This window comes from Peptoniphilus sp. DNF00840 (genome assembly GCF_001553125.1).
GTDB classification, from domain to species: Bacteria; Bacillota; Clostridia; order Tissierellales; family Peptoniphilaceae; genus Peptoniphilus_A; species Peptoniphilus_A vaginalis.
Genome location: NZ_KQ960199.1, coordinates 75,030 through 95,448 on the forward strand (window position 1 = coordinate 75,030; position 20,419 = coordinate 95,448).

At 34.2% G+C, this 20,419-nt stretch carries 17 protein-coding genes, 1 pseudogene and 2 other annotated features; of the genes and pseudogenes, 13 read left to right on the plus strand and 5 right to left on the minus strand.

Going from position 1 to position 20,419, the window contains the following annotated elements; translation table 11 throughout:
* The first annotated feature begins 7 nt into the window (after positions 1-7).
* From HMPREF1864_RS03190 to HMPREF1864_RS03215, 6 genes are all read left to right on the plus strand, one after another.
* Positions 8-793, plus strand: a complete 786-nt coding sequence (locus HMPREF1864_RS03190; RefSeq protein WP_062571403.1) for a SigB/SigF/SigG family RNA polymerase sigma factor — start codon at positions 8-10, stop codon at positions 791-793.
* Positions 793-1,470 (plus strand): transporter associated domain-containing protein, encoded by a 678-nt coding sequence (locus tag HMPREF1864_RS03195; protein ID WP_062571404.1) that lies wholly within the window; start codon positions 793-795, stop codon positions 1,468-1,470. Before HMPREF1864_RS03190 ends, HMPREF1864_RS03195 begins: the two co-directional genes overlap by 1 nt.
* Positions 1,471-1,656: 186 nt before the next feature.
* On the plus strand, positions 1,657-3,147 hold the full coding sequence (glpK, locus tag HMPREF1864_RS03200; RefSeq protein ID WP_369817838.1) for a glycerol kinase GlpK: 1,491 nt from the start codon (positions 1,657-1,659) through the stop codon (positions 3,145-3,147).
* A 255-nt stretch (positions 3,148-3,402) separates the two neighbouring features.
* Positions 3,403-3,632 (plus strand) — a binding site (T-box leader).
* A 50-nt stretch (positions 3,633-3,682) separates the two neighbouring features.
* Positions 3,683-4,846: a YkvI family membrane protein gene (locus HMPREF1864_RS03205; protein ID WP_062571406.1), complete on the plus strand. Its 1,164-nt coding sequence runs from the start codon at positions 3,683-3,685 to the stop codon at positions 4,844-4,846.
* Between the two features lie 184 nt (positions 4,847-5,030).
* Positions 5,031-5,255 (plus strand) — a binding site (T-box leader).
* 45 nt (positions 5,256-5,300) lie between these two features.
* The gene (locus HMPREF1864_RS03210; protein WP_062571407.1) at positions 5,301-6,452 is read left to right on the plus strand and encodes a YkvI family membrane protein; all 1,152 of its coding nucleotides are present in this window, start codon (positions 5,301-5,303) and stop codon (positions 6,450-6,452) included.
* A gap of 16 nt (positions 6,453-6,468) precedes the next feature.
* A complete protein-coding gene (locus HMPREF1864_RS03215) occupies positions 6,469-7,560 on the plus strand; it encodes an iron-containing alcohol dehydrogenase family protein (protein WP_062571408.1) in 1,092 nt (363 codons plus the stop codon).
* A gap of 76 nt (positions 7,561-7,636) precedes the next feature.
* Here the strand turns inward: HMPREF1864_RS03215 and HMPREF1864_RS03220 are convergent, their stop codons facing one another.
* Genes HMPREF1864_RS03220 through HMPREF1864_RS03230 form a run of 3 tightly spaced genes read right to left on the minus strand, consistent with a single transcriptional unit; the run spans position 7,637 to position 9,702 of the window.
* The gene (locus HMPREF1864_RS03220; protein ID WP_062571409.1) at positions 7,637-8,629 is read right to left on the minus strand and encodes a DUF4234 domain-containing protein; all 993 of its coding nucleotides are present in this window, start codon (positions 8,627-8,629) and stop codon (positions 7,637-7,639) included.
* Positions 8,626-9,291, minus strand: coding sequence for a zinc ribbon domain-containing protein (locus HMPREF1864_RS03225; protein ID WP_062571410.1), 666 nt, complete (start codon positions 9,289-9,291; stop codon positions 8,626-8,628). The genes HMPREF1864_RS03220 and HMPREF1864_RS03225 overlap by 4 nt, the downstream gene beginning before the upstream one ends.
* A 3-nt stretch (positions 9,292-9,294) precedes the next feature.
* Positions 9,295-9,702 carry a DUF2752 domain-containing protein gene (locus HMPREF1864_RS03230; RefSeq protein ID WP_062571411.1) on the minus strand — a complete coding sequence of 136 codons (408 nt, stop codon included), beginning with the start codon at positions 9,700-9,702 and terminating at the stop codon, positions 9,295-9,297.
* Positions 9,703-9,872: 170 nt separating this feature from the next.
* Here HMPREF1864_RS03230 and HMPREF1864_RS03235 point away from each other — a divergent pair, with 170 nt between their 5' ends.
* Positions 9,873-11,117, plus strand: coding sequence for an L-cysteine desulfidase family protein (locus HMPREF1864_RS03235; RefSeq protein ID WP_062571412.1), 1,245 nt, complete (start codon positions 9,873-9,875; stop codon positions 11,115-11,117).
* A gap of 83 nt (positions 11,118-11,200) precedes the next feature.
* Here HMPREF1864_RS03235 and HMPREF1864_RS03240 read toward each other — a convergent pair whose 3' ends face one another.
* Entirely contained in the window at positions 11,201-12,634 is a 1,434-nt protein-coding gene (locus HMPREF1864_RS03240) for a TraB/GumN family protein (protein WP_062571413.1), read from the minus strand.
* The gene (locus HMPREF1864_RS03245) at positions 12,635-13,714 is read right to left on the minus strand and encodes a pyridoxal phosphate-dependent aminotransferase (RefSeq protein ID WP_082718902.1); all 1,080 of its coding nucleotides are present in this window, start codon (positions 13,712-13,714) and stop codon (positions 12,635-12,637) included.
* Positions 13,715-13,801: 87 nt separating this feature from the next.
* Between HMPREF1864_RS03245 and HMPREF1864_RS03250 the strand changes: the two genes are divergently transcribed.
* The 6 genes and pseudogenes from HMPREF1864_RS03250 (at position 13,802) to HMPREF1864_RS03270 (ending at position 20,413) form a co-directional block, all read left to right on the plus strand.
* On the plus strand, positions 13,802-14,800 hold the full coding sequence (locus HMPREF1864_RS03250) for a threonine aldolase family protein (protein ID WP_062571415.1): 999 nt from the start codon (positions 13,802-13,804) through the stop codon (positions 14,798-14,800).
* 8 nt (positions 14,801-14,808) lie between these two features.
* Positions 14,809-15,444: a hemerythrin domain-containing protein gene (locus HMPREF1864_RS03255; RefSeq protein WP_062571416.1), complete on the plus strand. Its 636-nt coding sequence runs from the start codon at positions 14,809-14,811 to the stop codon at positions 15,442-15,444.
* 489 nt (positions 15,445-15,933) lie between these two features.
* Positions 15,934-16,119, plus strand: a pseudogene (locus tag HMPREF1864_RS08810) (hypothetical protein); the annotation flags it as partial.
* A gap of 118 nt (positions 16,120-16,237) precedes the next feature.
* Positions 16,238-16,879: a TetR/AcrR family transcriptional regulator gene (locus HMPREF1864_RS03260; RefSeq protein ID WP_062571417.1), complete on the plus strand. Its 642-nt coding sequence runs from the start codon at positions 16,238-16,240 to the stop codon at positions 16,877-16,879.
* A gap of 57 nt (positions 16,880-16,936) precedes the next feature.
* The gene (locus HMPREF1864_RS03265; RefSeq protein ID WP_062571418.1) at positions 16,937-18,688 is read left to right on the plus strand and encodes an ABC transporter ATP-binding protein; all 1,752 of its coding nucleotides are present in this window, start codon (positions 16,937-16,939) and stop codon (positions 18,686-18,688) included.
* Positions 18,689-20,413, plus strand: a complete 1,725-nt coding sequence (locus tag HMPREF1864_RS03270; RefSeq protein ID WP_062571419.1) for an ABC transporter ATP-binding protein — start codon at positions 18,689-18,691, stop codon at positions 20,411-20,413.
* The last annotated feature ends 6 nt before the right edge of the window (positions 20,414-20,419 follow it).

A 20,419-nucleotide genomic window follows, 5' to 3' on the forward strand; every position in this document is an offset into this window, starting at 1 on the left:
GTCTGCTATGAATTTAAAAGAATACAACAATTTAGATAGAAGACTAACAAAGGAAGAGAGAAAGGACCTATTTAAGGAATATCACGAGACAAAAGATCAAGAAATCAGGGATATCCTTATAGAAGAACATCTTTACATTGCAGAAATCCTATCTAAAAAATACACAGGCAGGGGAATAGATTATGACGACATCTATCAGGTGGCATCAATTGGTCTAATCTATGCCATTGAGAGATATGACCCTGAAAAGGGATTTGAATTTTCTTCCTTTGCCACTCCAACAATAATTGGAGAAATAAAAAAATATTTTAGGGATAATGGTTGGACTATTAGGGTCCCAAGGAGAATCCAAGAACTTTCAAAGAAAATCTCCAATGCAACTGTGAGCCTTTCACAAAAGTATCAAAAGACTCCAACTATAGACGAAATTGCAGAATATTTGGACTCAACTCCAGAAGAAGTCATGGAGGCCATGGAGGCATCTAAGGTTTATACACCACAATCTCTTGATGTCACTTATGAATCAGGAGATGAAAGTGAAGTCAATCTATCTGACTTAATTGGAGTCGAAGAAGAATACTTTGACAAGATAGAGTCTAACGACTTCTTTAAGAAGGCCATGGAGAACTTAGACGAAGTTGAGAGGACAATTCTAATTGACAGATACTTTAACAAGAAGACCCAAGTTGTAATTGCAAAGAAATTAAACATTTCTCAAATGACAGTGTCAAGAATCGAGAAGAAGGTCTTGGAAAAGATGAGAAAAGAAGTCGCTAAGACTATGGAGGTATAATGAATAGAAATAGATACCTGGTTACACTTTTAAAATTAGTGAATATTTTTGAAATAGTTGTCTCAGTTCTGCTAATAGCTGGAGTAATTGTTTCAGTGCCAGATATTATGAAGTATTATTTTAAGATAATTACAAGTGATGCTGGGTCATCCTATGAAATATTTCAAAATTTTCTATCCCACGTCCTCTTGCTAGTAATAGCTATAGAGTTTGTGGTACTTATGATTGCACATACAGATACTAACATCATTCACTTGATTTTACTTGTAATTTCTAGAAAGATGCTAGTTTACTCTGATAATATGCTTGACTTACTTGTAGCAACTATAGCCATAGCAGTCCTCTTTGCTGTTAGAAAATTCTTATTAACAGGAGTAAATATGGTTACAGATGGCGAAGGCAACGAATACTCTGCATCAATCCCTATGAAGGTCCTAAACAAGAGGTATGGGTTTGATATTGAGGCAGGTGAAACTACAACAATTGGTGGTTACGTAGCTAGCCTTCTTATTAAGAATGCAGAAGAAGCAGAAGTTGGGGTTATTGTCGAAGACGGTGACTACATCTTCCAAATTGTCAAGATGGCAAGTGGTGGTGTTATAGAAACAGTTTCTGTAGAAAGAATCGATGAGAAAATTAAAAAAGAAGAAGAGAATAAAAATATAAATAAAGATTAAAGGTGTCGGCTAGGCCGACATTTTTTTGTTGTTGATTTTAAAATTTTAATAAGGAAAAATAAATAATAATTTATTTGTTATTGATTTTTAAGTAAGCAAGAATAAAAAAATGCAAGCTTATAAGACTCACTTAATTTGTAAAAATAAAGAAAAAAATATTAAAAATGTTATAATTAAATTGGTGATATGATGAAATACATAATGGCATTTGATGCAGGTACAACATCTGCTAGAACTATAATTTTTGATAAAAAGGGAAATCCAGTTTCTGTTGCTCAAAAGGATTTGATTAAGCACTTCCCAAAGCCTGGCTACGTTGAAGAAGAGCCAGATGACTTGTGGTCCAAGCAAATTGGTACAGCAGTGGAAGCTATGTCTAGGAAGGAAATCGACCCCGAGGACATAGCTGCAATTGGCATAACAAACCAAAGGGAAACAACAATTGTCTGGAACAAGAAAACCATGGAGCCAGTTTACAATGCAATTGTCTGGCAGTGTAAGAGGACTTCAAAATATTGTGAAGAACTAAAGGAAAGAGGCCTGGAAGAAACTATAAGGGAAAAGACAGGTCTTGTTATTGACCCCTATTTTTCTGCTACAAAAATCAGGTGGATTTTGGAAAATGTTGAAGGAGCAAGAGAGATGGCAGAGAGGGGTGACCTTCTCTTTGGTACAGTTGAGACCTACCTCATTTATAAATTGACAGATGGAGAAGTCCACATAACTGACTACACCAATGCATCAAGAACTATGCTCTTTAACATAAAAGAGAAGAAGTGGGACGATGAACTCCTTGAAATTTTTGACATTCCAAGATCTATGCTTCCAGAGATAAAAAATTCGAGCGAAGTTTATGGCAAGTGCAAGTCCAAATATCTTGGCTGTGAAATTCCTATAGCAGGTGCAATTGGCGACCAACAATCATCCCTTTTTGGGACAGCATCCTTTGAAAAGGGAATGGCAAAGTCTACATTTGGAACAGGTGCCTTCATCTTAATGAATACAGGAGATGAACTAATTAGGTCACAAAATGGTCTTGTGACTACTGTAGCCTGGGCAATGAATGGACAAATTAAGTATGCCCTTGAAGGATCTATCTTTGAAGCAGGTTCATGCATAGACTTTATGCGTGACAACTTGAGGATAATTGATCAAGCAGATGATTCTGAATACATGGCAAATAAGGTGGAGGATACCAATGACTGCTACTTTATACCAGCCTTCACAGGTCTAGGTGCACCCTACTGGGATCAATATGCAAGGGGATCTATAGTTGGTCTCACAGGGTCTGTAAATAAATATCACATAGTAAGAGCTGCCTTAGAAGCAATAGCCTATTTATCCTGCGATGTAATAAAGGCAATGCAGGAGGACTCAAATACGAAAATCAGGTCCCTAACAGTTGATGGTGGAGTCAGCAAGAACAACTTCTTGATGAAATTTTTGTCTGACATAGTTGATGTCCACATTGAAAGGCCAAAGGTTGTAGAATTAACTGCCCTAGGAGCTTGTTATATGGCAGGACTTGCTGTAGGATTTTGGAAGAATATCGACGAAATAAGAGAAAACAACGCCGTAGATAAGTGCTTCGATCCAGAAATGAATGAGTATGAGAGAAATAAAAAGATGGCAAGATGGCACGAAGCTGTAAAATATTCTATGAATTGGGCAAAATAGTTTTGTAATTTTTTTAAATTAATGTTTAAGTACAAGCCAGATTTATTTAAAAAGTAGATCTGGTTTTTATTTTTTTATAAAATTAGGACTTTATTGATTTTATGGACTTTTAAGAAGTAAATTTGTATTTATTTTAAACAATTTTTTAGGATATTAAAATTTTTTTTGAAAATACTGTTGACATTTTAATTTAAATTATTTAAAATACCACTTAAATTAAAAAAATTCTTTTGGATGAAGAATTTAATTTTTATTTCAAATGTTTTGAAGTGGAAAAGTAGGTAGAGAAATTTTTTACAGAGAATTGCCATTAGCTGAGAGGCAAATTAAGGAATTTACTGAACACTAGCCACGGAACAGGAAGGCTGAACAGAAATAAGTAGGTTTTTTCGGGATCTCCCGTTACAGAGAAGTTCATTATTGGATAAGTGCATCATTAAGATGAATTAGAGTGGTACCGCGAGTTTATTAACCTCGTCTCTTTGTATATAAAGAGACGGGGTTTTTTTTATTAGGTGCCCAAGGAGGAAAAAAGATGAAAAAATTATTTGCAAGAATGTCGGGCGTGTTTTCAATTGCTTTTTTAGTGTTTTCCACTCATGCTGGTGGAGGCTTTGCTTCTGGAAATCAAACTAATACATACTTTATTAGGTTTGGTTGGTCAGGAATTATTGGAGCAGTCCTTGCCATGATTTTACTTAATTGGACCTTTAAGGAAGCTATAGTTATGTACAACTCAAGAGGTCTAAAGTCCTACAAGGAGTTATTTGAAACACTTTACCATCCCTTTGATAGGTTAGAAATTGTATTTGAGTTTTTCTACTACATCATGATTATTATGGCTATTGCATCTTCAATTTCAGGATCAGCTTCAGCTATGTATGAATTTTTTGGATGGAGCTATGGCATATCTGTAGTAGCTGTCAGCTCTTTTATCTTGGTAATAAGTATTTTTGGAGAAAAACTTGTTAGAAGAATGGGAAGCTTTATGGGAATCATTATTCTTTTTACTTCAATTTTGATTTTTATAGTTGGAAGTATAAAGGGAGATTTTATTCATCAAATTAGCTTAAATTTTTACACAGAAGGATTTAAAAATTTAAGACCGGCTCTTGTAAGTGGATTTATTTATGCAGGCTTCCAATGTGTTCAAATCCCATCAGTTATATCTTGCTCGGGAGTGTTAAAGGATGAAAGAGAAGCAAGTATGTCTATGAAAATTTCATTTATTATTAACACAGTGGCTCTTGTACTTTCCTGTGTCATGCTTTTATCTTGGAGCAAGTACTACAATTCAGTAGAAGGTGGAGCAGTCATACCAACTCTTACATCTACAAGGGCTATAGGCATTGGATGGATGAGCAAATTTTATGTTGCTTCTTTAATAATTTGTTTGATATCAACAGGACTTTCAATAATTTTTGGATTTGTATCAAGATTTGAAAATTCAAAAAAACTTTCTAGAATTGAATCTATTGGTATTAGGAGATTTGGACTTGCTCTTTTTGTAATAATCCTATCAATGTTTATTTCAATGGCAGGTTTTACAAATATAATAAAATACGGCTATGGCTATTGCGGCTATATCGCTATAAGTTTCATAGTCCTTCCTTTTATTACAGTAGGTTATTACAAGAACAAAAAGTATTTACAAGCAGATTTTCAACCTAAATTACTTTTAGTTAAGATCAAAAATTAAAAATTAAGATAAAAAATAAAAAAATAAAGAGACAGAAACACTTTTAGATATGAAAGTTTTGAGCTTTTAATAAACAATATTTTAAATTATTAAAAATAATTTAAAAAAAACTATTGACATATTAAAAAAATTTCATTAATATATGTTCAACGATTTAAAAAAGCTATAAATTTTCATAGTGATTTAAAAAGTCATGAAGTGGAAAAGTAAGTAAAGAATGTTTTTACAGAGAATTGCCATTAGCTGAGAGGCAAGAAATTGAATTTACCGAAAAATCCCCACTGAACTAAAATACTGAAATAAGTAAGTATTTTCGGGATCTCCCGTTACAGAGAAGTTCATTATTGGATAAGTGCATCATTAAGATGAATTAGAGTGGTACCGCGAGCTTATTAGCCTCGTCTCTTTGTATTAGAGACGAGGTTTTTTTTATTAGGTGCCAGGGAGGAAAAAAATGAAAAAGAAGTTAGTAAGAATGTCGCCCGCTATGTCAATAGCATTTGTACTTTTTGCATCACACGCTGGTGGTGGTTTTGCAACAGGTAATCAAGCAAATACATATTTTGTAAAGCTTGGTTGGAGTGGACTTGTGTCAGCTGTGATTGCAATGGTCCTTTTAACTTGGACCCTCAAAGAAGCAATTGTAATGTATAACTCAAGAGGTCTAAAGTCCTACAAGGAACTTTTTGAAACCCTCTACCATCCCTTTGACAAGTTAGAACTTGTTTTTGAAGGATTTTACTACATCATGGTAGTGATGGTAATAGCAAGTACAATATCAGGATCAGCTTCAGCCCTAAAGGAATTTTTTAATTTCAACTATGGCTTGTCTGTCCTTGGAGTTAGTGTATTAACTCTTATGTTAGCAATTTTTGGCGAAAAACTTGTTAGAAATGTGGGAACACTAATGGGAATTGTGATCCTTGTTACTTCAGTTTTAATCTATCTAGTTGGATCATTTCAGGGAGACCTAGTAGGAGTTGTCACAAGTAACTTCGAAAAAACTGGTTTTTCAAACTTAGACAAGGCGATATTTAACGGATTTATCTATGCAGGATTTCAATGTGTGCAGATACCTTCAATGATTTCCTGTTCAAGAGTTTTAAATAGCGAGAGGGAAGTTTCAAAATCAATGAAACTATCTTGCCTAATAAACTCCTTGGCACTTGGACTTTCAGTCCTTATGCTCCTAGTTTGGAGAGGTTACTACACAGGCCTAGAAGGAGGCGAAGTTATACCAACACTTACATCTACAAATGCCATGGGCTATAAGTGGATGACTGTATTTTATGTGATATCCCTTGTACTTTGCCTATTGTCTTCTGGAGTTTCAATAATCTTTGGCTTTGTTTCAAGATTTGAAAATTCAAAAGCTCTAAGAAAAGTTGAATCCCTAGAACTTAGAAGATTTGGACTAGCAGTGGGAATACTTGTCCTATCAATGGCAATATCAATGGCAGGTCTTACAAATATAATAAAATACGGTTACGGTTATTGTGGCTATATAGCAATATTATTTGTAGTCCTTCCTTTTACAACAGTAGGACTTTATAAAAATAAAAAATATTTACAACCAGAAGTTAGAAAAGAATTTGTATTAGATTAATCAGAGGAGAAAAAAGATGAGAACAGTTAAGATGACAAATTACAGTGTATCACAAAGAGGATATGAAGGACTAGGCAAGTTAGTTGAAGAATACGGCTTCAAGAAAGTTGTCCTAGTTGGAGGTAAGAGAGCCCTTGCAGCAGTTTCACAAAAAATCAGAGATGGCCTAAATGGATCAAGCGTAGAAGTCCTTGGCGAATTCGTTTATGGACATGAATGTACCCTAAACAACGTTAATGCCCTAATGGAAAAGGAAGAAGTCCAAAAGGCAGATGTTATTTTTGCAGTAGGAGGAGGAAAGGCACTAGACACAGGAAAAGTTCTTGCAGGTTTCTTAAATAAACCAGCTATGTCCTTCCCAACAATTTGCTCCAACTGTGCAGGTGGTACAGCAATTGCAGTAGTTTATAACGATGACGGATCCTTCCTAAGATATGAGTTAATCCCAGCTCCAGTCCATATGTTTGTTGAAGTAGAAACAATAGCTGAAGCACCTGAAAAATATTTCTGGGCAGGCATTGGCGATGGACTTAGCAAACAACCAGAAGTTCTCTTTGCAACAAAGGGACTAAAGGACCTAGACTTCGTAGCCAATATGGGAGTAAGCATTGCCAAGACTTGTCAAGAACCCTTCCTAAAATATGGAGAAGAAGGACTTAAGGACGTAAGAGAAAACAAGGCATCAAAGGCAGTAGAAGAAGTTGCTACAGATATCCTAGTTAACACTGGCTATGTATCAAACCTAACAAATGGAGATAAGTATTATTACAATTCATCTCTTGCCCATGTATTTTACAACGTATCAACATCAGTAAAGAGAGATGGAGAATACCTTCACGGAGTCCTAGTATCCTATGGCGTTTTAGTTCTTCATGCCTACGACAAAAACTATGAAGAATTTGAAAAACTTGCAAGATTTAACAAGAAGCTCGGCTTGCCAGTAACCCTAGAAGAAATTGGTTTGACAAGAGAAGACGTAAGAGAAATGGCAAAGAAAGTTTACGACACAACAGAATGGCAAAAATCAGAAAAAGCTCTAAGTGAAGAAAAATTTGTAGAAGCTGCCTTCTACGCAGATGATTATGGAAAAAAATTATTAGCAGAATAATAATTTTTCAAAAAGAAAAGATGATGAAAATAGACCTAGAATTTAATCTAGGTCTAATTTTTTGTTAACTTATAAATTAATTAGCATTGGCATATTCCATGTTGTAGGCTTTACAAATTAGATTTAAATTTTTGATGAAAATATACCATGCAAAAAAGATTCCTAAACCGCAGAAGATTGATCCAATGATAAGCCATAACAAGAAGGAAGATCCATTGTCTTGGGTGTACCTATTGTATCTTGGAGCATTGGATTGAATCCTATTCATTACATTAAATTCCCAGAATAAACAATAGATGTTACAAGTTATTATTCCCAAGAAAAAGAATTTCATAAGGCCACTTGTTTCTTCTCCGTCACCATCACAAACTATATTTATGCTATCTGAAATCTTGTAGACAAAATACAATTGATAAAATCCACAAGTTATAAAGCATAAAAGTACATATAATAGAAAAGACCAGTCGTCTTTTACATAGCCCCTAAAGGGAGCTGGACCAAGATTTCCTCCATAATTGTTGTAAGTATTGTAGGAGCCTGCCTTATTATAGTCGTTATTATAATTGTTGTTATAGTTGTTATTATTGTTATAAGTATTTTGATTTTTATAACTTTCAAACTTTTGAGCCTTTTTGGCTTCAGATTTTTCTTGGAAATCACTCTTGCTCTTGTCAAACACTGAGATAAAAACATTAATAGTATTATTAAGTTCTCTTTTTAAAAATTCTACATCAGAGATATTTGAAAAGTAATTATCAGGATAAATTTTTTCCTTGCTGTTTCCAATAAAGTATATAAGGGCTATAACTATAAGTGCAACAATAACTAAGTAAAAATTACCATAGAAGCCACCGTAAAAAATCTTGGAAATTATGAATAAAAATATATTTGTAATTAATAAAAATATACCTGATATTAAAAGACCATTAAATAATTCCTTGTTCTTGCCAGTGTTCCAATTTTTAAAAATTGAAAATAGGGAGAAGGTCATAAAAACCAAGGATATAGCCATACCTCCTAGGAAGGGCAGACTAATTAAAAAATATAAAAAATTTGTAAATCCCATCATAATAAACCTCCTATAAATGAGAAGAAAAATCCAAAGAAAGCAAGGACTGTTGCTATAGAGGCAATGCCTGTCACAATCATAAAGACTAGAGCGATTATTTTTACAGGACTTAAACTAGTCTTTCCATTATAGTTTTCTCTTTTATCGTAAGAGGAGTCTTCCTTGTAAGTCTTTTCTTCATTTACTTTTTGACCTTGTGAAGAGTTTTCTTTTAAATCTTTCTCTGGTCTTATTATTTCCTTATGAACTTCAAGCTTTGGAGTCGCCTTGTCCTCTTCTATATCTAGGATCTCTGGAGCTTTTACTCTTTCATCAAGAGGTTCATCTAAAATTTTTGGAGCCTCAACTATTTCTACTTTTTCTACTTTTTCTACTTTTTCTTCTTTAAACAAGTTTTCTTTTTGTGATTCTCTTGAAAGATTTAAGTCTTCCTTAATCTCTTCAGCAATTTCTTCTTTAACTTTTTCACTTTCAGAAGGCTTTTCTTCAAATTCTTCAGGCACTAGGTCCATGGGATCCTCATTAATTATTGGAGGCTTAAAATCTTTTAAATTTTCTTTTTTGGCCTCAACTTCATCAGGATCTACTGGAACAGGAGCGCCACATTGGTCGCAAAACTTCATGTGCTCGCCTAGCCTGTTGCCACACTTAATACAAAACATAAGTCACCTCATCAATTCTTTCAAAAATATAAAAATCTTGTAGAAGATGGATTCATAGGGTCTGAAAACAACGATGGTGTCTTTTGGGTCCATCATCCTAAAAACATATACAATTAAAAATACAAGAACAAAGGAAACTTCTATGCCCCTTAAAAATTTTTTTGAAAACTTGTCCCTAAAGATATAAATAATAAGTCCAAGGGCTGGGAGTACAAATAGGGGATGATAATAATAGGCTGACTTGAAGTCCAATCTTAGTAGACTAAGATAGGCCCTAGTCATCCCACAACTTGGGCAAGATATGCCAGTCATAAATTTAATGGGGCAAGTTATGCCAAAAAATTGTAGAATTCCATATATTATACTTACCATTACTATGAAAACAAGTAAGCTCTTTCTATCTTTTTTCACTGCGATATTTCCTTTGTAAAAATGTTTTCCTATTTATTATTATACACAAATAAAATTATAAAATCTATTTCTTAATAAAGAGATATAAATTTATAATAATAAATTTAATAATGAGAAAAGCTTATCTCCTTTTGTTATAATGAATATAGAGAATAAATAAGGAGAATTTTATGGACTACAATAAATATTTAAGGGGAAAAATGGTGCCGGCCTTTGGATGTACTGAGCCCATAGCCTTGGCTTTTGCAGCTAGCCGTGCAAGATGCATCTTAGGAGAAGACCCTCATAAAATAAAGGCAAGCTTATCGGGCAATATTATTAAAAATGTTAATAGCGTTAAGGTGCCAGGAACTGATGGAAGAAAGGGAATAGAAATTTCTCTTGCGGCAGGAGCTTTTTTAGGAGACTACACAAAAGAACTTGAAGTCCTATCTGATGTTGATAAAAGTAAACTAGAAATATTAGATGATTTGATAAAAAAAGGACTTGTGGATATAGAACTTGTACATGAAATCAAAGGGCTATATATTGATGTAGTTTTGGAGAAAGCTAGTAAGAAATCTCGTGTAGTGATAAAGGACTTCCATACAAATATTATTTTTGAAAGTTTAAATGACCAAGTTCTCTTTGAGAAAAAGGAAGATCGTGAGGAAGAAGAGGGCAAGGTTGATCTGACCTTTGATAAAATTTATGACTTTGCAAAAAATGGAAATTATGATGACATAGTGGACGTCTTGGATAAGGAAATTGAATACAACTACGCCATTGCCAAGGAGGGGATTGAAAATCCTTGGGGAGCAAATATTGGTAAGATGGTCCTAGAAGAAGCAGGAGTTAAGTACTCTGAAAAGCTTGTGGCTTATGCAGCTGCAGGGTCAGATGCCCGTATGTCTGGCTGCGAGAAACCTGTTGTCATAAACTCTGGATCAGGCAACCAAGGGATCACAGTTTCAGTACCAATAATTATTTATGCCAAGGACCATAACATTGGAAAAGACAAACTTTATAGGGGCCTAATTTTTGCCAACTTAATTGGACTTTATATAAAAGAGGGGATTGGGGAGCTGTCAGCCTACTGCGGAGTTGTGTCTGCAGGTTGTGCTTCAGTTTGCGGTCTTGCCTTTATGGAAGATGAAGATGAGAATTTAATCAAGGAAACTTTAACCAATGCCCTTGCAACAAACTCTGGTCTAATTTGTGATGGTGCAAAAGAATCCTGTGCCATTAAAATTGCATCAAGCCTAAAGATGGGATTCTTAGCATACAAGCAAGCCAAGTCAGGTAATTCTTTTAAGGCAGGCGACGGAATTGTCAAGGGTGACATAGACGAGATGATAAAAACTGTGGGTCACATAGCAATGGAAGGCATGAGAGAGACAGACGAAGTCATCTTGAGAGAAATGATTGGCAAATAATTTATTTTAGATAATTTAAAAGTTTATAAAAACCCACATAAAAAGACGAAGTCGTATGACCTCGTCTTATTTTTTAGAAATTTTTACTTTTCAATTACCTTATAGCCCATATTTTTCAAAATTCCTGTTACAGAATTTTCTGGTACAAGGTGGGCTGATCCAACTAGGATGAAGTAGGTGTTTTTTCCATCTTTCTTTAACATGGCGTCAATTTTTTCTGCCATCTTCTTGTCCCTTTCACTTAAGAGGACCTCGTTAAATTTTTCTGAGGCTTCATCTCCAGGTCTTGAAAGAATTTTTTTCATCTTATCCCTGTCGCCTGCTGACCAAACAGTGAGCATCTTGTCTACTCCATCATTTATATTCTTGTAACCATTTCGCTCAATCTCGCTAGTTATAGATTCAATCATCTTTATATAGGCATCTTGGTCAAAGTTTGCAAGGAGATTTGCTTGAAACTCCATAGACTCGAGCTCTCCAATTTCAATTTTATTTAAGAGACTCATGGAAACAAAGTAGGACTCGACTCCAAAGGATGCTTTAGGAGCATCAAGCCTTGGGTCAACAGATAGGGTGTTGTAAACTGCCCATGGCTTAAGCTTAATTAGTTTGTCTTCAGTTAAGCCAAAGCCCTTGAAGATCCTTAGGACTCTTGCATAGAGTTCATCGCCAAGGTCATCTTTTAAGGTTCTTCCATTCTTGTAATAAAGTTTTTCTTCCATCTTCTTAGCTTCTTTTTTATTTGTGGTGTCAATTTCCATAAAAATTTTGTCAGAGGACTTTAGGGCATTTAAAATTCCTTCGTCAATGGGGTAGAGCCAGTCTCTGCCTACGTGGATAGATCCTAGCATGTAAATTTTATTTCCCTTGTTGTTGACTTCATAGAAGAAGCCCTTAGAAGTCTTGCCACTATCTTGGAGGGTCTTATTAACAGCCCTTCTGTAGAGGCAAACCATCTCTTGGAAGGGGATTTTTTCCTTTAAGTATTTTTCATCAGATGAACCCAAAAATATTTTTGAATCTCTTAGGTCCTTTATGTCAAAGACCTTTTTGTTTAAAAGTTTTGAAATTGAATTTAAGGCTTCAAGACGACTTAGGTCCTTGAAGGCAAAGTCGCCTCCAGTTTTAATTCCATAGGATTGGATTTTTTCTTTAGAAAGCTTGTAAGTTTCTCTCGCATCTTCAAGAGTTACAGGTTTTTTAAAGTCTTTTCCTTCATAAAAGGTCTTGGCTGGGAGGATTCCCATAAATTGGGCATCGCTAAGGTCCCTTACAGCCCAAGATGAGTAGGAAGGAGATGGACTTTTCTTGGAATCAGGTTTTGATTTGACCTCGTGGGCCTCTTCGATTTTTTTGTCCAAGGTATTTTGTGGATTTTTATCTTCTGACCTTGCCTTAACTTCTTCAACCCTTATCTCAGTCACCTGAGGTGTGACTTTCTCATTAGCCGCTAGGGTTGGACTTATCAAAAGTGGTATAAGACCAAGGCTTAAAAGTAGATTTTTTATTTTTTTCATTTATTTCACCTCTTGGTAAATTTCCCTTAGGTTTTCTATTAGTCTTTCGTTGGCATCGTCATCTAAGATGCAAAATCTAAAATATGATTTGTCTAAATTTTTAAAAGTGTCGCAGTTTCTTACTACAAGACCCTTCTTCATTAATCTTCCACGAAGTTTTCTTGCATCAGGTCCCCTTAAAATCTTTACCAAAACAAAGTTGCCATAGGATTCAAAGGCTCTTAGATTTTTGATTTTTGCAAGTTTCTTGTAAAGACCTACTCTGCGAGTTCTTACAAAGTCGTGGACTTCCTTTATATAAGCCTCATCAGAGAACATGACCTTGCCGCAGATTTCTGCCACAGAATTAATCTGCCATAGGACTTCCTTGTCCTTAAAAAATTTCAAAAGTTCATGATTTGATGTTAGTCCATAGCCAAGTCTTATGCCAGGAAGGGCAAAGAACTTAGAAGTCCCCCTTACGACAATTAACTTGTCATAGGACTTTGTCAAGGATGAAGAGGAGAAAGTCTCCATGTCTGTGAACTCAATATAGGTTTCGTCCACCAAGACCCTTGCATTAGTTTCCTTCAAAATTCTTTCTATTTCATATCTTGTTAAAATTGTTCCTGTAGGGTTATTGGGATTTGCAAAAATTAAAAACTCAACATTTTTTTCATTTATAATTTTTATAAGCTCATCAAGATTTACTTTAAAATCATTTTTTTCTTCTAAATTATATTGGATTATGTAGGAAGAAATTTTCCTTAACTCCCTCTCATACTCAGAGTAACAAGGCGATAGGATCATAGAAGTTTTTGGAGCAAAATAGTGGATTGCATCCTTTAAAATCTCTGTAGACCCAAGTCCCAGTACAATATTTTTAACATCACAAGATGCGTAAGAAGATATAGCTTTTTTTAAGTCCACGTAGTCCACGTCGGGATAGGTTGAAAGTAAGTTTAAATTTTCCTTAAGACTTTCAAGAGCCCTCTTAGATGGTCCCAGTGGATTTATGTTGGAAGAAAAATCCCTAATGTCTTCAATTTTTATGCCTTCATCTTTCGCAATTTCAAAAACATTTGCGCCGTGACTGTTCATTATAACACCTCATTTCCTATTGTACCCTATTTGGTAAAAAATTACATATATTATATAATAAGGGGTAATAAAAGGGTGAGGTGGCTTATGAATAATTTTAGAAATGATTACAGTGATTTTGGATCCAAGGAAATCTATCAAGAGATAGAGAAGATTTTTGATAAAAAGCTTTCTGGTTATGGGACTGATGAAATTTCCAAGGAAGCTAGAGATTTAATTTTAAGAGAAATTGAAAGGGAAGCAGATATTGAATTTGTGTCTGGGGGGACTGCAACAAATATTTTGGCGACGACCTTTGGTCTTAGACCCTATGAAGGAGTTTTATCTGCATCAACAGGCCACATAACCCACCATGAGACTGGGTCTATCGAAGCCACAGGCCACAAGGTTGTGACTCTAGAGACATCTGATGGCAAGTTAAGAGCTGATGAAATTAGACAATTTATAGATGACCAGCCAGGAGAAATTGACGTAAAGATAAAAGTTGTCTACATTTCTCAAACTACTGAAGTGGGAACAGTCTATTCCATAGATGAAATCAGAGAAATTTTTGAAGTTTGTCAGGAAAAGAATTTATATCTTTATATTGACGGAGCGAGAATTGCCCATGCCATGGCTGCAAATTCTAGTAGCTTAGCTGACTACGCCAAGTATTCTCACATCTTTTCCATTGGTGGAACAAAAAACGGGGCAATCTTCGGTGAAGCCCTGGTAATTTTAGATGAAAATTTGAAAAGGGATTTTAGATATTACTTAAAACAAAGGGGAGCCATGATGGCAAAGTCCTTCTTAATTGGTCTATCCTTCAAGGTCTTATTCCAAGATGGACTTTATTATGAAAATGCCAAGAGGGCCTATGACATGTCAAGAATGCTTGTTGACGGTCTAAGAGATCTGGGAAGGGACCCAGTCTTTGGCGAGTCCAATCAAGTTTTTATAAAATCAAACCCAGAAGAAATTGAAAAATTGAAAAAAGAAAATATTTTTGAAATAGAAAATGCCAAGGAGTCCATTATTAGGCTTGTGACAAATTACAGGACAAGTGAAGAGGAAGTAAGAGGTTTTTTAAACTCTATAAATAATTAGGAGGAAGTATGTTAGAAAGAAATATGACAGTTGAAGCTGCGGTAATGGAAAACCCAAAAGTCTTAAAGGAAATTCAAAAGCTTGGAGGAGAATACGACTTTATAGCTATGGAAAGCCTTGAAGATGCCTTAAAGTCTCTAGGGGAAGACTACGACCTATTTATAAAAAAAGTTGAAGGTCAAGCTGACTTCAAGGATATGGATAGGCTTAGAAAGATGTCTAAGGAAGAGATAATCCATTACATTGTAGAAGAAATTCACCCAAAAGAGCTTGCTACAACAGAAAAAATCGACGAAATCTTTAGGGGAGCAATCAAAAAATATTACAGGGAAAGAGGAGAACAACTCTTTGTAATCTATGAAGTCCTTCTTCTTATCAAGGCAGAACTTATTTCTCACTTTGCCAGTGAAGAAGAATATGAATTCAAGGATGCACTTGCAGGCAAGAAGGTTGACTTTGAAAACCTACTTGCAGAACACGAAAAGACTATTGGACTCTTTGACAGGATCAAATACCTAACTCGTGACTACAAGATGAATGCAGAAGAGCCAGAAATCAAGGAACTCAACAAGCTTATGGGAGAACTTGACGAGGATATGAGAAGACATATCTATATAGAAAACGAAATTCTATTTAAGATGTAAGGTCTTGGGATTTATAAATTTTTAAAATTTAATAATAAGAAGTGAAATGGTTTAGCTTTTGCTAGGCCATTTTTTATTGTTCCGAAACCGACTTTATATTATTCCTTTTTTCCATAGCTAGGATCTCATCTAGATAGTCATCAAGATCCTTTGTATATTTAACTTTCTTACTGTTAGAAGAATTGTAGGAAGGAGCCTTTGCTATTTTTCTTGGATCGAGGCCCTATCTAAGTTAGGATTATCTAATTTTTTTACATTATCCTTGTACTCATTCCAATATTTAACCACTGTCTTTCTGTTAATCTTAAGAATCTTCGCAGCCTCTCTATTTGAATATACTTGTTTTTAAGTCTTATTATTGCATGCTTGTCCATTAAATTAATCACCTCACATACCTCTCGTATCTATATTTTACATACGGAGAATAAACTAAAACAAGTGGACCATTTTTCGATTAGAATTAATCGATTATTGGACCACTTTTAGTTTATCATTTACAACTTTATCGAAAATTATGAACTGTCAAAGGAAGAATTAACTGAAGAAGAACGATTAAGACAAGAACTAAAAATCAATGAGAAAAAAGACAGACTTCATCAAAATCATTTGAAACGTAAAGCAAGCGGCAAACAACAGGAGAAATCAAATTTTTTGAAAAGGGTGGGGTACTTGTAAAGGGTTCAGATGATAATTTATAGAAGTGGTGATATATTGACAAAAAATCAAAAAAAATGATAATATAATTATCGAAGATAAAACATTTATCAAAAAGAAAATAAGAGGTGAAAGTTAGATGTCTTATTGCTCGGATATAACAAGAAATAGAATTCTAGAATGTGCTAAAAGGGAATTTTTAAGCAAAGGATTTGAAAATGCACAGGTAGTTGAAATTGCTAAATTAGCGAAAGTAACTACAGGAGCTATTTATCGTCATTTCAAAAATAAGGAAGCCTTATTTTTTGCTCTAATTGAAGAGGTATATAATCACACATTAGATGTTGTTTCTGATGTTGAAAAAAGGAGCGAACATAAAACTATTATGACAGACTCTGATTTAGTCGATGATGAAGCTATTATAGAAAATTTATTTTTAGAAACAATGCAATTTGTTGATTATATGTATGCACACTTTGATAACTTTAAGCTGATTTTTGAGTGTAGCAAAGGTACGCAAGTAGAAAACTTTATTGAGGATATTACTGAAAGATATACAGCTAAAAATATCAAGTTGATTCTTTTCAACGCTAAACAAGAGCAAATTAACACAGAAATTAAAGAGTTTGAAGTACATGTCATTACAAAAGGCTATATTACATCTCTATGCGAGTGTGTTCTTCATGATATACCATATGATAATGTTAGCGAATATATTAGAAGCATTGTTGTTTTTCAATATTATGGTTGGCAAGGCTTATTGAGGAAAAACAACAAATAAATTTTTTCAAAGGGTTAGTTATAACTAATTGATCATCTGTTTGTAGGGGGTATTTTCTTGAAAGGTAACAATAAAAATGCCATTTCAGAGTTGCTTAAATACGCTGATGGCGAGAAAAAACAATTATACAAATCAATTTTGTTAGCGACCATAGGTGAAGTGTTTGGAATGATTCCTTTTTTAGCAATAGCAAAATTGATAGAAAAAATATATCAATCTGAAGTGTCATTTAGAACTGTATTGTGTTTAACACTTATAGCTTTGTGTGGACAAATTTTAAAAGGTATTTTTACTTTATATTCAACAATAACCTCACACAAAGCAACATTTCATATTTTAAAAAATATACGAAGTTTAGTAGCTGAAAAAATGCTAAGAGTACCTATGGGTGTAATGATAGATACTCCTATAGGTAAATTTAAAAATTTAATTGTAGATACAGTGTCTAAGCTGGAAGATTCAATGGCTCATTTTATGCCGGAGATAACATCAAGTATAGTATCTCCTATTTTATTTTTGGTTTTGATTTTTGCTTTGGACTATAGGATGGGATTGGCTTCGCTACTTACAATTCCTTTAGGAATGCTTGGATATATAGGTATGATGAAGGATTTTGAGTTTAGAAGCAAAACATATACCACAGCTCAAAATAATATGAATAGTACTTTGGTTGAATATATTAATGGGATTGAGGTCATAAAAGCTTTTAACCACAGTGCTTCTTCTTATGAAAAATTTACGAACGCAATTAACTTCTTTCGTGATAGTACACTTGCCTGGTGGAAGCAAAGTTGGTTATGGTCAGCATTTGTTCAAGCAGTTATGCCATCCACACTTTTAGGAACTTTGCCGATTGGTGCATATCTGTATATGAATTCAAAAATATCGTTATCAAGCTTTATTGTGTGCATTATACTGCCTATTGGTTTTATTGCACATTTAATGAAAATCGGTAAATATTCTGAGCAATTCAACATGGTTAAGGCAAGTTTAGACGCAATAGAGGAATTTCTATCTAAAGAGGAACTTAAAAGACCAAAAGAGAAGGTAATCTTTGATGACACTCTCTATCGTTTTGAAAATGTTTCATTTGCATATGATAAGGAACTTGTGCTAAAAAATATAAACTTTGAATTAAAACCAAATACAGTAACCGCATTGGTAGGAAATTCAGGTTCTGGAAAATCTACAATAGCAAAACTTATGGCTGGTTTTTGGGATCCGTCCAATGGAAGTATCTATTACGGTGGAAAGAAAATACCCGAAATTCCATTTGAACAGCTAACAAATGAGATAAGCTATGTTGCTCAAGACAATTTCTTGTTTAATACAAGTATAAAAGAAAATATAAAAATGGGGAAACCAACTGCAAGTGATGATGAGGTTATTGAGGCTGCTAAAGCTGCATCTTGCCATGACTTTATTATGGAACTTGAAAATGGATATAACACAAAAGTCGGTGATGCAGGAGGTTCTTTGTCTGGTGGGGAAAGGCAAAGAATTACGATTGCAAGAGCAATGTTAAAACAATCTAAGGTAATAATTTTAGATGAAGCAACTGCATTTGCAGATCCAGAAAATGAATATCTCATTCAAAGTGCAATCAACAAACTCATTGAGGGAAAGACTCTGATAGTGGTTGCTCACAGACTCTCTACTATTACAAATGCTGATACAATCCTTGTTATGAAAGATGGGGAAATTGTAGAGAATGGAACTCATGAAAATCTTGTGAAAAAAGATGGAGTATATGCTTCCTTGTGGAAAAATTATGTAGGCGGATTAGATAACGAAAAGGAGGCGTTGTAAATGATTAGCATTGTAAAACGTATATTAAAAATATCAGGAAAGTATAAAAAAAATGTAATTCTTGGTCTTATATTTAGTGGATTAAAATCATTATTCGTTTCCTTGATGCTGTTGGCGGTTTTACTGATTATGATTAATCTTGAACAGCTGAATATGACTATTATTATGCAGGCGACAGCGATTGTAGCTGTGAGTATATTCGGCAGATTTATTTTTCAATATCTTTGTGATAGAAAATTAAGTGCATCAGGTTATGAAATTTTCAAGGATAAAAGAATTGAGATAGGGGAAAAATTAAAAAAAGCTCCCATGGGATATTTTTCAGAAAAAAACTTAGGGACAATTCAAGCTGTTCTAACGACAACTATTTCCGACTTAGAAGCTATGGCGATGCTTGCGATGAACTTTATTGTTGGTGGATTTTTCCAAGCTCTAACTATGACAATCATGTTATTAATCTTTTGTTTCCCGGTAGGGATGGTGTCTTTAATTGCGATAATCCTTGGAATAGTTGTTCTTAAATTAATCGCAAAGAAAACCGAAAAATATTCTCCTATAATGCAAGACTCACAAGAAATGCTTGTTACTGATGCAATTGAGTATATTAGAGGAATTTCAGTACTTCGTTCTTTTAAAAAAGGAACTGATGGAAAAAATAAAGTTGAAAAAGCTTTTATGAGGAAATGCGAAGTTGATATAGAGGTCAATGAAGGTTCAGCTTATTTAATGAAATTATATGAAATGATTTTCAAGGTAGCAAGTTGTGCCTTAGTGTTTGTTGCTACGGTTTTATATATGAATTCACAAATTCCACTTTCATATGCACTGATGTTTATAGTATCTGCCTTTCTGATTTTTTTGGAATTGGAGTTGGTCAGTGATGGAGCTTTTTTAAGTAGGATGCTTGCAACACAACTTAATAGGCTGGAATATGTTTCAGATATACCTTCGCTTGATGAGGGCGGAAAAGAAATTGCCTTGAATTCCTATGATATTGAATTGAAAGATGTTTGTTTTGGATATGGCAAAAAAGAGATTTTGAAGAATATAAATTTGAAGATAAAGTCGAATAGCAGTTTGGCTATTGTGGGTGCTTCAGGTTCTGGAAAGACAACCCTTTGTAATATTATAGCAAGATTTTGGGATGTTAATAAAGGTGAAGTATTTATTGGAGGACATAATGTTAAGGACTTTACTTCTGAAAGTCTATTACAAAATATCAGCATGGTATTTCAGAAGGTTTATTTATTCAATGATACTATTGAAAACAATATAAAATTCGGGAATCCAAACGCAACACATGATGAGGTGGTTGAGGCTTGTAAGAAAGCTTGTTGCCACGATTTTATAACAAGTCTTAGTGATGGGTACGATACTGTTGTTGGTGAAGGCGGATCAACATTATCCGGAGGAGAAAAACAGAGAATTTCAATTGCACGAGCAATTCTTAAGGATGCTCCAATTATTATACTTGATGAGGCAACATCAAGCGTAGATCCTGAAAACGAGTATATGTTAATTAGTGCAATTAATGAGTTAACAAAAAATAAAACTCTCATTAGCATTGCACATAGATTATCTACGGTAAGAGGAGCAGATCAAATTATTGTTATTGATAAAGGGGAAATTGTACAAGAAGGGAATCATAAGGAACTAATTAGTCAAGATGGAGTATATAAACATTTCATCGAAATTAGAAAAAAATCTATTGGTTGGCAAATATAGGTGATG